Consider the following 14,568-nt stretch of genomic DNA (forward strand, 5'->3'; position numbering starts at 1 on the left):
CGTTAAGCTAACGATCACCACGATATCGCGCGAATCGCAATTGAATTGATGCAGTCCGAATCACAAATCCCCATCGCAGCGGCGGTTGCAGCGCGGCGATTCGCGCGGGCGCTGGCGGCCTTCTATGCCACCCTGTTCGGCATGACCGGCGTGCACCTGCCGTTTTTCACGGTGTGGCTGAAGGCGGTCGGGATCGACGCGACCTGGATCGGGATCATTTCCGCGGTGCCGCCGGTGTCGCGATTCACCGTGCTACCCTTCGTCACGGCGGCCGCGGAACGGCGCCAGATGCTGCGCGGCGCGATCGTGATCACCGGCTTTGGCACCGCGCTCGGGTTCCTCGTGATCGGCACGCAATACCCGCCGCTTGCGGTGCTCGTGACCTACGCCGTGACCTGCTGCGTCTGGACGCCGATGGTGCCGTTGACGGACGCCTATGCGCTGCGTGGCGTGCGGCGCTACGGGCTCAACTACGGCCCGCTGCGGCTGTGGGGCTCGGCGGCCTTCGTGGTCGGCTCGCTCGGCTGCGGCTTGCTGCTCGATGTGATCGCACCCAAGCATCTGATCTGGATCATCGCGGGTGCGGCGATGCTCGGCGCCTTCGTCGGTCTCGCGCTCAGGCCGTTGGATCAGCCGGCAAGCGCGACGACGCAGGCGCATGGCGCGGGCAAGCTGCTGCGCGATCCCGGCTTCATCGCCATCGTCGTGGCGTCCGCGCTGATCCAGAGCAGCCACTCCGCCTATTACATCTTCGCCTCGATCGCCTGGCAGCAGGCCGGTTATAGCGGACTGACGATCGCCGGCCTGTGGGCGATCGGTGTGATCGCCGAGATCGTGCTGTTTGCGGTCTCGCCGCGCTTCACGCTGCCATCGGCCGTCCTGGTGGTGATCGCGGCGGCAAGCGCGGTGGCGCGCTGGACGATCACGGCGCAGGATCCGCCGATCGCAATCCTCGCCTTCGTCCAGCTCGCGCATGCGCTGTCGTTCGGACTGACGCAGGTCGGCATCATGGGGCTGATGGTGCATCACGTGCCGGGCCACGTCATGGCGCGCGGGCAAGGCTATATGACGGCCTGCGGCGGCGTCGTCGCGAGCGCGACGTCGATCCTGTGCGGCATGGTCTATGCGCGCTACGGGCAGGGCGTCTACTACCTGATGGCCGCAATGGCCGGCTCAGGCGGGCTCGTGATGTGGTTCTCGCGAAAGCTCTACCTTCATCACCCCCAGAGAGCGGCATCCGGCGGATAGACCAGGCTGCCGTCGTAACGCAGCCCATGGTCGCGGTCGCGCGCCAGCAGCAGCGGCCCGTCGAGATCGACAAAGCGCGCGGCCTGCGCGATCAGCATCGCCGGTGCCATCGACAGCGAGGTCGCGACCATGCAGCCGATCATGATCTCGAAGCCGAGCGCGCGTGCGGCGTCGGCCATCGCGAGCGCTTCGGTCAGTCCGCCGGTCTTGTCGAGCTTGATGTTGACGGCGTCGTAGCGGCCGCGCAGGCCATCGAGCGAGGCGCGATCATGCACGCTCTCGTCGGCGCAAACCGCGACCGGTCGCTTGTTGCGCGACAGCGCCTCGTCCTTGCCCGCTGGCAGCGGCTGCTCGATCAGCGTGACGCCGGCATCGGCGCAGGCCGCGAGGTTTTGCGCGAGATTGTCCTCGGTCCAGGCCTCGTTGGCGTCGACGATCAGCTCGGAGTTGGGCGCGGCCTTGCGGACGGCCTTGATGCGCGCGGCATCGCCGTCGCCGCCGAGCTTGATCTTGAGCAGCGCGCGCTGCGCGGCCCTGGCGGTGGCCTCGGCCATCGCCTCAGGCGTGCCGAGCGAGATCGTGTAGGCGGTAGTGCGAGCCACGGGAGCAGGACGGCCGAGCAGGTCCCAGATCCGCTGGCCGGCGGCCTTGGCCTCCAGGTCCAGCAGCGCGCAATCCAGAGCGTTGCGGGCGGCGCCGGCGGGCATCGCGGCCTGCAGGGCGACGCGGCCCAGGCCCTGCGCCAGCGGCGCCTGCATCGCCTCCAGCGCTTGCAGGGTGGCTTCCGGTGTCTCGCCATAGCGCGGGTAGGGCACGCATTCGCCGCGGCCTGTGAGCCCGCTTTGGCTGACCTCGGCGACGACGGTCACGGCTTCGGTCTTGGCACCGCGGCTGATCGTGAAGGAACCCGCGATCGGCCAGCGCTCGATCCGGACAATGAGGGTTCGGGAGGGGGTGGAAGTCATTTGAAACTCTACTATTTTCTGTGAACCCCGTGCTTGCGGGCTGCGACCAACTATGGCTGTTTAGTGACAGATTCGACAAGGCGATCCGGAACGGTGGCGGATCAACGGCCAACCGGCCGAGGGGTGGGCATTGTGAGCGGTGGCGACCCGACACTGGAGCGGATAGCCCAAGGCAACGGACTGGCGTTGTGCGCGGCGGGTGCCTGGACGGCGCGCTTTGCGCCCGTGCTGGAACGGATTGTTGCCGACGCCGAGAAGCTGCGCGGCAGCCGGCCCAACATCTTCATCGACGTCTCGCAGATCTCCAAGCTCGACACGTTCGGTGCCTGGCTGATCGAGCGGCTGCGCCGCAGCCTGAGCCAGGCCGATGCGGAGGCCAAGATCTCCGGCCTGTCGGCGAACTACTCCACGCTGGTCGACGAGGTCCGCCGCGTCAAGGCCGCGCCCGTGGTCGAGAGCAATCCGGTGTCGTTGACCGGCATGCTCGAGCAGATCGGCCGCGCCGTGGCCGGAACCGGCACCACGGTGATCTCGCTGATCGATATGCTCGGCGCCGTGCTCGCCGCCGCCGGCCACGTGCTGATCAGCCCGCGCAGTTTTCGCCTCACCTCGACCATCCATCATCTCGAGCAGGTGTGCTGGCGCGCGGTGCCGATCGTGGTGCTGATCACCTTCCTGATCGGCTGCATCATCTCGCAGCAGGGCATCTTCCATTTCCGCAAATTCGGCGCCGATATCTTCGTGGTCGACATGCTCGGCGTGCTGGTGCTGCGCGAGATCGGCGTGCTGCTGGTCGCGATCATGGTCGCCGGCCGCTCCGGTTCGGCCTACACCGCCGAGCTCGGTTCGATGAAGATGCGCGAGGAGATCGACGCGCTGCGCACCATGGGTTTCGATCCGATCGAGGTCCTGATCCTGCCGCGCATGCTGGCGCTGGTGCTGGCGCTGCCGATCCTCGCCTTCCTCGGCGCGATGGCTTCGCTCTATGGCGGCGGCCTCGTCGCATGGCTCTATGGCGGCGTCGACCCCGAAGCCTTCCTGCTGCGGCTGCGCGATGCGATCTCGATCGATCACTTCATCGTCGGCATCGTCAAGGCGCCGGTGATGGCGGCCGTGATCGGCATCGTCGCCTGCGTCGAGGGACTGGCGGTGCAGGGCTCGGCCGAGTCGCTCGGCCAGCACACGACGGCGTCGGTGGTGAAGGGCATCTTCTTCGTCATCGTGATGGACGGCGTGTTCGCGATCTTCTTCGCCTCGATCGGGATGTGACGATGGCGATCCAGGCGCAACCGACATCCGATGCCATCATCCGCGTGCGCGACATCACCGTGCAATTCGGCAAGACGCGCGTGCTCGACGGCCTCAACCTCGATGTGAAGCGCGGCGAGATCCTCGGCTTCGTCGGCCCCTCCGGCGCCGGCAAGTCGGTGCTGACACGCACCATCATCGGTCTCGTGCCGAAGATCGCCGGCCGCATCGAGGTGTTCGGCGTCGATCTCGATGCGGCAAGCGCCAGCGAGCGGCGCGGCGTCGAGCGGCGCTGGGGGATCCTGTTCCAGCAGGGCGCGCTGTTCTCCTCGCTGACCGTGCGGCAGAACATCCAGTTCCCGGTGCGCGAATATCTCAAGGTCTCGCAGCGGCTGCTCGACGAGATCATGGTGGCCAAGCTCGTGATGGTGGGCCTCAAGCCCGAGGTCGCCGATCGCTATCCATCGGAACTGTCGGGCGGCATGATCAAGCGTGTGGCGCTGGCGCGTGCGCTTGCGCTCGATCCGGAACTCGTCTTCCTCGACGAGCCGACCTCGGGCCTCGATCCGATCGGCGCGGGGGATTTCGACGAGCTGGTGCGCACCCTGCAGCGCACTTTGGGGCTGACCGTTTTCATGGTAACCCACGATCTCGACAGTCTTTATACCGCGTGCGACCGCATTGCCGTGTTGGGGAACGGCAAGATCATTGCCGCAGGATCGATCGCCGACATGAAGGCATCGCAGCATCCCTGGCTGCAGGAATATTTCAACGGCAAGCGCGCCCGCGCCGTTGTGGTTTGACAGGCGCTCTCGCGTGACGAAAGCGCCGCAGGAAATTGAGTTCAGAGGCACGGTTCGAAACCGTTCCTCGCGTGACCGGAGCAGTTGATGGAGACGCGGGCGAATTACGTCCTGATTGGTGCGTTCACGCTGGCCGTGATCGCCGCCGCCTTCGGATTCGTGCTCTGGTTCCAGAGCCTGCACACCACCAAGCAGCGGAGCCCGCTGCGGGTCATCTTCGAGGGCCCGGCCTCGGGCCTGCGCAATGGCGGCAACGTCAATTTTAACGGTATCCGGATAGGGGAGGTCGTCTCGGTCAAGCTCGACAATCCGCGCCGCGTGATCGCACTGGCGATGATCGAGAACAACGCCCCGATCCGCAAGGACACTCTGGTCGGCCTCGAATTCCAGGGCCTGACCGGCGTCGCCGCGATCTCGCTGAAGGGCGGCGAGGAGGCCGCACCTCCGGTGCCGCTCGATCAGGACGGCATCCCGGTGCTGACCGCCGATCCGAACGCGCTGCAGGACGTCACCGAGGCGATCCGCGCCACCTTGCAGAACGTCAACCGGATCGTCGCCGACAACCAGGAGTCGGTGAAGAACTCGCTGCGGAATCTGGAGACCTTCACCTCGGCCCTGGCGCGCAATGGCGACAAGATCGACAGCGTGATGGTCAAGGTCGACGGCGTGATGGGCAAGGCCGACAGCCTGATGCTCGGCCTCAACGCGGTCGGCGGCGGCGCCAATGGCGGCGAGCTCAACCAGATGGTCAAGGCGATCCGCGAGCTTGCCGACGACCTCGACAAGCGCTCCGGCGCGCTGATCGCCGATGGCCGCAAGACGCTGGCCGACATCAGCCGTGCCGTGAACAATTTCGACCGCAACCCGAGCCGCGTGATCTTCGGCGGCGGCAACAATGCCGCGCCGGAGCCGGCACCCGCGCCGGCGGCGGCGCCGCCACGGGCCGCGACGGGCGCGCAGGGACGCCGGTAAGGTTTCGTCAGCTTGCCGCGATCAGCCGTGCGCCGCCCTCGGCCCGCATCTGCTCGCAATATTGCTCGGCGCTGCGCGGGCGGCCGATCAGATAGCCCTGCACGTCGTCGCAGCGCTCCCGGATCAGGATGGCAAGCTGTTCGCTGGTCTCGACGCCCTCGGCGAGAACAGGCACGTTGAAGCCGTGCGCCAGTCCGATCACGGCGCGCACGATCGCAAGCGAGCGCGGGCTGACGCCGAGATTGGACACGAAGGAGCGATCGATCTTGATGCGATCGAGCGGAAACGCCTCGAGATAGGACAGCGAGGAGTAGCCGGTGCCGAAATCGTCGAGCGCGATCATCACGCCGAGCGACTTCAGCGACGCCAGCGTCTGGCCGGCCCGCGCGATGTCCTCGATCAACACGCCTTCGGTGATCTCCAGCTCGAGCCGGGATGGCGCTAGGCCGCTCTCACGCAGTGCGTTGCGCACCTGCTGCTCGATGTTCTCCCGGCGGAACTGGGTCGCGGAGACGTTGACGGCAATCCGCACCTTCTCGTTCCATGTCGCGGCCTGCCGGCAGGCTTCCCGCAGCACCCATTCGTCGATCTTGGTGATGACGCCGCTCTTCTCGGCTACCGGAATGAACTCGCCGGGCGGCACGATGCCGCGCACCGGATGCTGCCAGCGCACCAGCGCCTCGAAGCCGGTGATCTCGCCGCTGCGGTGCTGCTGCGGCTGATATTCGAGATAGAGCTCGCCGTTCTCGACGGCCGAGCGCAGATCGTGCTCCATGGCCCGGCGGTCGCGGAGTTGCTGGTCCATCGCGCTGGTGAACAGGCGGACGGTGCCGCGGCCGTCATGCTTGGCGCGATAGAGCGCTGCGTCGGCGTTGGCCAGCAGCGCGGTCGGCGTCTCGCCGTCGCGCGGATGGAGCGCGATGCCGATGCTGAGATCGAGCTTGAGCGCCTGCCCTTCGATCTCGAGGGGCGCCGCGAAGGCCTCGCGCATCCGTCGCGCCAGCAGCTCGGCGCCCGCCGCCAGCGGCAGCTGGTCGGTCGTCGCGATGAACTCGTCGCCACCGACGCGCGCGAGGAAGGCGCCCTGTGCCGCTGCGCTGAGGCGGCGCGAGGTCTCGCGCAGCACGGCGTCGCCGACCGAATGGCCGAACAGATCGTTGATCTCCTTGAAATGATCGAGGTCGATGCAGAGCACGGCAAAGCCGTCGGCGCCGTCCGGGCGCTGCATCATCAGCGACAGCTGCTGGTCGAGCGCGGCGCGGTTCGGCAGATCCGTGAGCAGGTCGTGCGACGCCAGATGCCGCACCTCCCGCTCGGCGCGGTCTCGTTCGGTGATGTCCTCGTGGGTGGCGACCCAGCCGCCGTCGCGCATCGGCCGATGGCAAATCCGGACCACGCGGCCGCCGGTGAGCTCGACGATCGAATCCGATTCCCTGTTGATGATCTGTTCGCTGTTGCGCCACGTCAGGTAGTCGGCCTTCTTCATCAACGGCGCGGTGCCCGCCGCATAGCGCAGGTCGACGATCGCGTTGAGCTGCATGCCGGGATAGATGTGTTCGGGCGACAGGCCATAGATCTCGAGATAGCGGCGGTTGCAGACGATCAGGCGCTGCTCGCCGTCGAAGAAGCAGAGTCCTTGCGACATGTTGTTCAGCGCGAGATCGAAGCGGCCGGCGATCTCACGCGCCTTGGCCTGCTCGATGATCGCGCTGGTTTCGGCGGCGCGGGCACGCTCGCCTTCATCGGCGAGGCGAGCCTGGGTCTGGATCAGACCGACGAGCGTTCCGAAATTCGTGCTCATCATCCGCACCAGCAGCAGGAGCAACAGGCCGAGATTGACGCCGATGCAGACCAGCAGCGCGTCGCCGGTCGCCACCAGACGCAGCACCAGCGGCACGCCCGCAATCGTCACACACAGGCGCGAGGCGCTTGGGAAGCTTGCCAGACAGTAGGCGCTGCCCACGCAGCCCATGAAGACGAGTAGCGCAATCGGCGCGCGCAGCGCCGGCTCGACCACCTCCAGCAGCGCCAGCGTCCAGATGATGAAGCCCGCCGGCAGCGCGGTGGAGAGGAGGCGCATCCGGGCCAGGTTGCGATAGGCCTGTTCAGGCGTGTAGACGGCGCCGCGCAGCCTGATCCACTGGATCATGCGGATGACGCTGACGGTGAGCAGCGCGCCTGGCAGGCCGAATCTGAGCCAGGGGTTTACGGTCGGTGGCAGGACGATGCAGACGCTGATGCTGTCGAGCAGCAGCACGGCATAGAGCACCGGAACCTGGTTGGTGAGGATGCGGAACTGCTCGACGACCAAGGCGCGGCCGAGCGGCGTGTGGCATTCGCCGACACCGAACAGGTTGCGTAGCTTGGTCGCGATGGTCATCCGGTCCCCTGGGAACAGGGTCCAAGCTAGGCCGGAAACGCCAATGTCCCGTAAAGGGACTTGGTAGGAATGAACTTAACCGGACGACGTTCGGGGGGTGAAACCACCGTGCTTTTACGGAGACTGGCTATCGATCGGCAGACGGAGGCGAGGATGCCGTGCCGGGAACGAAGCGGTTATAGGAGGTGCCGGTCTCCGCGCCGTCGGACCGGATCGACTGGGTGCGAATGCGATGCGAATCCGACGCGCGATCGACGGTGCCCGGCGTTCCCGACCATTCGCGATCCGCAACATTGCGCTTCTCAGCGGCCGCTGGCTTGACCGGGATCGTCCGGACGAAGCGAGGCTCGTTCAGCGAGCGTGCAGATCCCGGCTGATCGTCCGCTGCCTGTGGCCCGATCCTGATGGTTCGGACCTTTGATGGCTCCAGTTGATCGGCCGGGACGGCTGCCGCAAATCCGACTGCGCCCAGCACGATCAGCGCGGCGCAGAAGCTCCCGTTTGCACGACGTTGCCGCATCTCGAACCCTCAACCCGGTTGCCTGTGCGATCGATCGACGATTCCAACAGGGCAGGAAGATTAGGTTGAGCGCCGGCGCTCACGCAACTGCAATCGTCCGCCATGTCGGACATTGATCTCTGGCCAAAAACAAAAACGGAGGCCGTGAGGCCTCCGTTTCTCATTCGCAGTTCGTCGCCGAAAGCTTATCCCAGCCGTCCGGCCGCATGGGCGAGCAGCGTGTACACCAGGCCGGTTTCCGAGGTCAGGTGACCCTGCAGCTCCTGCGGGCCGCGGCCGTCGCGGGCGACCTCGTCGAGCAGGCGCTCGAACTCGGCGACGTAGCGGTCGACCGTCTGCTTGAAGCCGCGGTCGGCGCGATACTTCCGCGCGACCTCGTCGAACGCCTTCTGGCCGGCCGGCGTGTACAGGCGCTTGGAGAAGGCCTTGTTCTCGCCGCGCTGGTAGCGGTCCCACATCTCGGAGGCGAGGTTGCGGTCCATCAGGCGGGCGATGTCGAGCGACAGCGACTCCAGCGGATTGCCAGCCTGCGGCTGCTGCGGACGGGGGATCGGCCGCTGCGGCTGGCTCGAAGCGGGCGGCGCGTCGCTGCGGTTGAGCAGGTCGGACAGCCAGCCGTCGCCGCGGCCATTGTCGGTGTTCGCAGGCGCGACCGGCGGCGCTTCGGTGCGGCGCGAGGTCGGCATGCCCAGGTTCTGCACACCGAGGTTCTGCACCCCGAGGTCCGGCGGCGGCAACGTCGAGGCACTGCCCGCGCTGTCGCGCATCCGCACGTCGGTGCGTCCGCCTGCGGCCGCCATCGCCACCGGCTCCTCGTAGCGCTGCGGTTCGACCCGCTGCTGCGTGGCGGTCGTGCGGCTGGTGGTCACGACGTCGAGACCGCGGCCGTGATGGGCGACGATGCGGTTCAGCTCGGCGAGCGCCTCGATCTGGTCGACGATCACCTTGCGCATCTGCGCGGTGTTCTCGGCGGCTTCCTGCGGCATTTCGAGCACGCCGCGGCGCAGCTCGTTGCGGGTGGCTTCGAGCTCGTGATGCATCTCGCTCGCCATCTGCTTCATCGCCGTGACCATCGCCGAGAACTTCTCGGTCGATTCCTTGAACATCGAGTCGGTCTCGGAATTGCTCTGCTGATAGAGCTCGTTCATGGCGTCGAGCGTCTGCTGGCGCTCGTTCTCGGCCGCGGCGCGGACCGCCTCGAACTGCCGGCTGATCGCCGCCGAGCCTGCGCCGGCGGTCTCCGCCACGACGCGCGCGATGTCGCGGGCGCGCTCTTCGGCCGCGGCCAGCGATTCATCGAGCAGGCCGGTGAAGCGCGACAGCCGCTGGTCGAGATCGGCGGTGCGCAGGTCGATGGTGTTGACCAGCGTTTCCAGCGACGCCTTGCGGTCGTTGACCGAGGCGGTGGTGCTCTTGTTGGCCTGTTCGACCACGGACGCCGCGTCGATCAGCGCCTTGCCATGGGTCTCGAACTGGCTCGACAACTGGCCGAGATCCTCCAGCGCCTTGCCGGTCTTGCTGTTGAACACCGTCAACTGGTCTTCCAGCGTCTGGGTCGCAACGCCGTTGCGCGAGGTGACGTCGTTCATGGCGGACACGAAGTCGGCCACGCGGGTCACCAGCGCACGCTCCAGCGAGTTGAGGTTGTCGTGGGCGCCGGTCAGCACCTCCTGCAGCAGGATGTTGCCCTCGCGCAGCCGCTCGAACAGCGCCACCGTATCGGTGCGCAGGATCTTGCTGGTCTCCTGCATCTCGGTGACGGCCGCGATCGAGACCTGGCGCGACTGGTCGATCGCCGAGCGCGACGAGGTCTCGAGGTCCTTGAGCGACTTGGCAACCGCGCCGGTCGCCTGATCGCCGGCCGAGGTGATGTTGCGTGCGACATCCGAGCCGTGCGCCGACATCGACTGCGTGAACGCCAGGCCGCGGGTCTCGATCGACTTCAGCGCATCGCCGGTGGCGCGATCGATATCGGTGGCGAGCTGCGTGGTCTTGACGGTGAGCGCCTCGACCAATTGGCCGCGACGGGCATCGACCATCTGCGACAGGCGGTCGGCCTGCTGCTGCACATAGGTGACGATCTCGTCGGTCTTGCCGGTCATGGTCGAGCCGAACGAGCTCGAGGCGGCGAGCACCGAACGCTCGATGTCGGCCGAAGTGGTCTTGACCTTGGTCGAGACTTCGTTGGAGGCGCTGATCAGCGCGGCCTGGGCGTTCTGCGCCGAGGTCTGGATGTTGTCGGTGGTGGTCGCGGTGACCGCCGCGAGCGCGCGCTCGATCTCGGCGGAGATCGCGCGGATCTGGCCCGACGCCTCGGCCGAGGTCGCCGCGAACGAGTTCTGCGCGTCGCGGGCCGAGCCGAGGATGGTCTGTGCGGTGCTGGCGCCGGCCGCAGTCAGGCTCTGCTCGATCTCGCCGGCGATCGTGCGGATCTGGTTGGCGGCTTCGGACGACGTCATGGCGAACGTGCTGTGCGCCTCGCGGGCCGAGCCGAGGATGGTCTGCGCCGTGTTGGTGCCGGCCGCGGTCAGGGTCTGCTCGATCTCGGCGGAGATCGCGCGGATCTGGCTCGCCGCTTCCGACGAGGTCGAGGCGAACGAGCTCTGGGCCTCGCGGGCGCTGCCGAGGATGGTCTGCGCCGTGTTGGCACCGGCCGCCGTCAGCGTGCGCTCGATGTCGGTCGAGATCGCACGGATCTGGTTGGCGGCTTCCGAGGAGGTTGCCGTGAACGAGGTCTGCGCCTCGCGGGCAGAGCCGAGGATCGCCTGCGCCGTCTCGGCACCGACCGTGGTCAGCGTGCGCTCGACGTCGATCGCCAGCGACTTGACGTGGTTGGCGGCTTCGGTCGAGGCGTTGACCAGGGTGGCCTGGGCCTCGCGGGCGCCGGCAGTGACGGTCTCGGCCGTGCTGGTGCCGGCCATCGACAGCGAACGCTGCATGTCGGCGGCGAGCGCCGTGACCTTGCTCGCGGCATCGCTCGAGGCGTTGAGCAGGGTGCTCTGGGCTTCGCGCGCACCTGCGGTGATCGCCTCCGCAGTCGCGGTGCCGGCGAGCGACAGCGAACGTTGCACGTCGGCGGACAGCGTCCGCACCAGGTTGGTCGCCTCGGTCGAGGCGGCGGCGAGCGTGGTCTGGGCTTCGCGTGCGCTGGCGACGACGGCTTCCGCGGTCGCGGTGCCTGCGAGCGAGAGCGAACGCTCGACATCGCCGGCCAGCGACTTGACCTGGCCGGTGACGTCGGTCGAGGCCGCGATCAGCGCGGTCTGCGCCTCGCGGGCGCCGGACGTGATCGCTTCCGCGGTGGCGGTGCCGGCGAGCGACAGCGTATGCTGGATGTCGGCCGCGAGCGACTTGACCTGGCTCGCAGCTTCGGTGGACGCGCTGACCAGCGTGGTCTGGGCCTCGCGGGCACCCGACAGCACGGAGGCGGCGGTGGCGCTGCCTGCGGCCTGCAGGGTGCGCTCGACGTCGGACGACAGCTCCTTGATCTGCGAGGCGACGTCGCCGGAGGTGGAGACGAGGGAGGCCTGCGCATCGCGGGCGCTGGTCAGGATCGAGTGGGCGGCGGCGCTGCCGACCGCGCCGAGCACGCTCTCGACCTCGGCCGAGGTCTGGCGGAGCTGGGCGCCGACGTCGGTCGACACCGAGAGCAGCGACTGCTGCGCGGTGCGCGCGCCGGTCTGGATGGTCTCGCTGCTGTTGACCACGAGGTTGGTCAGTGAGCGCTCGGCGTCCTCGACATGCGACTTGATGCTGGACGACAGCATTTCGGCGCGCGACATCAGGTCTTCGCTGGCCTGGCGTCCGCTGCTCTCGATGCGGCCGGCGACCGCCTCGACGCGCGAGCCGAGCAGGTCCTCGAACTGCGCGACGCGGGTATCGATATCGCCGGCGATGGCGCCGACGCGGGTCTCGATGCCCTGCTGGATGTCCAGGAAGCGGGCATGGATCGAGTCGGTCAGGTGGGTGCTGCGGCCGTTGATGGTGTCGGTGACGTGGTTGATGCGCTGGTCGACCGCGGCGATCGCCTGCGCGGTGCCGTCGGTCAGCGTCGAGGTGAGCAGGCCGAGCCGCGAGTCGATCGAGTGGATCGCCTGCGCCGCGCCGTCGGTGAGCGAGGTCGCGAGCGAGCCGAGGCGGCCCTCGATGGTCTCGGTGACCGCGCGTGCGCGGTTGTCGAAGGTCACTTCGAGCGCCTTCAGGTGGCCGTCGACGCTGCTGTCGAGCGAGCGCAGGCGGTTGTCGAAGGTGTTGTCGAGCGAGCCGAGGCGGCCCTCAAGCGAGTTGTCGAGCGAGCTGATCCTGCTGTCGAGCGCGCTGTCGAGCGTGCTGATCTTGCTGTCGAGCGAACTGTCGAGCGTGTTGATCTTGCTGCCCAGCGAATTGTCGAGCGAGCTGATCCGGGTATCGAGCGAGCTGTCGAGCGTGCCGATCTTGTCGGCCAGCGAGCTGTCGAAGGTCGACAGCTTGTCCTCGAGCGAGGCGTCGAGGTTGGTGACGCGGCTGCCGAGCGTTGTCTCGAACTGCAGCAGGCGCTGGTCGAGCGAGGCGGTGATCTGGCCGCTATTGCTCGAGACGCGATTGTCGAAGGTGTCGACATAGGTCTTCAGGCTGTCGGCGATGTCCTGGGTGCGCTGGCCCATGCGCTCGACGATGTCGCCGCCGAACGTCTTCACGGTGCGGTCGAACTCGGAGATGTGGCGGGTGATCAGCGCGCCGAGCGTGCCGGAGTCGCGGGCGAACCTCTCGGCGAGGTCGCCGCCGTGGTTCTTCACGAGATCGTCGAAGGCGCTCATCTGCAGCGACAGCGAGTCGTGCGCGGTCTCGGTCTGGCCCACCACCTTGGCGACCAGCGAGTTGACGGTGACGTCGAGCGCTTCGCTCGCCTTGTCGCCGCTGGTCATGATCTGGCCGGCGAGGCGGTTGCCGGCGTCGTCGATCTTGCTGACGAGGTCGTTGCTGCGCAGCTCGAGCTCGAGCAGCAGCGAGTCGGACGAGTTCTTCAGGGAGTCGTGGACCTGCTCGGTGCGGTCGGAGATGCCGTCGACGATGGTCGACGAACGCTGCTCGAACTCGCCGGTGATGCGGTCGATGCGCTCGTTCAGCATCTCGTGGACGCGGTCGGCCAGATCGACGAACTCGTCATGGACGTGGCCGGTCTTGAAGTTGAGGCTGGTGGTCAGCCGCTCGGAGGCGTCGAGCACCGCGCGGGTGGTCTCGGCAGAGGCTTCCTCGAGGCGGTCGAGCAGGTCGCCGCCGCGCTCGCCGAGCGCCAGGATCATGTTGTCGCCGGCATGGCTCAGTGCAGACGTGATGTGCTGGCCACGCTCTTCCAGCGCGCCGGTGATGCTTTTCGCCACCTCGTCGACGCGCGAGGCGATCGCGTCCGAGATCAGTGCGATGTCGTGGCGGAGATCGATCTGCACGCCGGAGATCGCGCTGCGCACCTGCTCGGCCTGGCCGACCAGGTTGTCGCGCTGATGGGCGATGTCCTGCAGCAGCGCGCGGATGCGCACTTCGTTGTCGGAATAGGCGCGCTCGAGCGCGGCCACTTCGTTGGCGACGAGGGTTTCGAGTTCGCCGGCGCGCGCGATCGCGCGCTCGACGCCATCGCCCATCGCCGCGACCTCGCGGCGGATCGCCTGGCCGACGGTGACCATGGAATCGGCGGCGGCGCCTTCCGGCTCCGAGAAGCGGATTGCGACCTGCGCCATCGACTGCGCGATCATGCGCATCTCCTGGCCGCGCCAGGCCAGGTTGGCGAGGAAGAACAGCAGCAGCACGGGCGCGACGAACAGCGACGCCAGGCCGGCGATCACCAGCACGCCGCCGCTCTGGCCCATCGAAGCCTGCAGCGACGGCCAGAAGGCGAGGGTGAGCAGCGCGCAGCCGATCAGCCAGATGCCGGCGAAGATCGATGCATAGGTGTAGGCACGGCCGGCGGGCTGGCCCTTCTGCAGCGCCTGCAGCAACTGGCCGATCGTCTCGCGATCGTCATTGGCGGCGCGGCGCGGAGCGGGGCGCGGTTCCTCGATCGGCTCGAACACCGGACGTTCTGCGTTTCCGCGCGGCTCGAAGACACCGGCGTTGAAATCAGGAGGGGTCGCCGGCGGCAGGCTCGGCGGCGCGATGTCGTCGGCGATGGCGTTGCGGTTTTCTGCGCCCTGTTCGCCGATGTTGAGGGCTTCCTGAATGGCAGAAAGCGCGACTTCGGTGGGATCTTTGACCTTCTTGGGATTGTTCGCCATGTTCAGTCCAAGCCCTCTTACTATTTTACGCGTCGGCGCGCCTGCGATTGTCCCCACGCAAGCTCGAGCCGGTTCCCACAGCAGGACATGCGCGCCCGTCGGCGGCTTGTCCGCTACATCCGCAAACATCCTATTGGCTGAGCGGATCGAATGAAATGGCCGCGATTAAGACATTCTTAATCAT

Annotated in this window: 8 protein-coding genes; 4 read left to right on the forward strand and 4 right to left on the reverse strand. The window is 67.4% G+C overall.

Annotated features, from left to right (window positions below; translation table 11 throughout):
- The first annotated feature begins 48 nt into the window (after nt 1-48).
- Nucleotides 49-1,248, forward strand: a complete 1,200-nt coding sequence (locus JQ604_RS20240) for an MFS transporter (protein ID WP_212360335.1) — start codon at nt 49-51, stop codon at nt 1,246-1,248.
- Here JQ604_RS20240 and dgcA read toward each other — a convergent pair.
- Nucleotides 1,218-2,213, reverse strand: a complete 996-nt coding sequence (gene dgcA / locus JQ604_RS20245) for an N-acetyl-D-Glu racemase DgcA (protein WP_212360339.1) — start codon at nt 2,211-2,213, stop codon at nt 1,218-1,220. The genes JQ604_RS20240 and dgcA overlap by 31 nt on opposite strands.
- 132 nt (nt 2,214-2,345) lie before the next feature.
- Between dgcA and JQ604_RS20250 the strand changes: the two genes are divergently transcribed.
- The 3 genes from JQ604_RS20250 to JQ604_RS20260 all read left to right on the forward strand — a co-directional run bounded on the left by JQ604_RS20250 (nt 2,346) and on the right by JQ604_RS20260 (nt 5,236).
- Nucleotides 2,346-3,482 carry an MlaE family ABC transporter permease gene (locus JQ604_RS20250; RefSeq protein WP_212360343.1) on the forward strand — a complete coding sequence of 379 codons (1,137 nt, stop codon included), beginning with the start codon at nt 2,346-2,348 and terminating at the stop codon, nt 3,480-3,482.
- A gap of 2 nt (nt 3,483-3,484) precedes the next feature.
- On the forward strand, nt 3,485-4,264 hold the full coding sequence (locus tag JQ604_RS20255) for an ABC transporter ATP-binding protein (RefSeq protein ID WP_212360347.1): 780 nt from the start codon (nt 3,485-3,487) through the stop codon (nt 4,262-4,264).
- 87 nt (nt 4,265-4,351) lie between these two features.
- On the forward strand, nt 4,352-5,236 hold the full coding sequence (locus tag JQ604_RS20260; RefSeq protein WP_212360350.1) for an MlaD family protein: 885 nt from the start codon (nt 4,352-4,354) through the stop codon (nt 5,234-5,236).
- Between the two features lie 7 nt (nt 5,237-5,243).
- Here the strand turns inward: JQ604_RS20260 and JQ604_RS20265 are convergent, their stop codons facing one another.
- From JQ604_RS20265 to JQ604_RS20275, 3 genes are all read right to left on the reverse strand, one after another.
- Nucleotides 5,244-7,616, reverse strand: a complete 2,373-nt coding sequence (locus JQ604_RS20265; RefSeq protein WP_212360353.1) for a putative bifunctional diguanylate cyclase/phosphodiesterase — start codon at nt 7,614-7,616, stop codon at nt 5,244-5,246.
- Between the two features lie 127 nt (nt 7,617-7,743).
- Complete coding sequence (locus tag JQ604_RS20270) at nt 7,744-8,136, reverse strand: hypothetical protein (RefSeq protein WP_212360357.1); 393 nt, start codon at nt 8,134-8,136, stop codon at nt 7,744-7,746.
- Between the two features lie 185 nt (nt 8,137-8,321).
- A complete protein-coding gene (locus JQ604_RS20275) occupies nt 8,322-14,384 on the reverse strand; it encodes a negative regulator of septation ring formation (protein WP_212360360.1) in 6,063 nt (2,020 codons plus the stop codon).
- Nucleotides 14,385-14,568: the final 184 nt, after the last annotated feature.

The organism is Bradyrhizobium jicamae, from assembly GCF_018130695.1.
GTDB classification, from domain to species: Bacteria; Pseudomonadota; Alphaproteobacteria; order Rhizobiales; family Xanthobacteraceae; genus Bradyrhizobium; species Bradyrhizobium jicamae_B.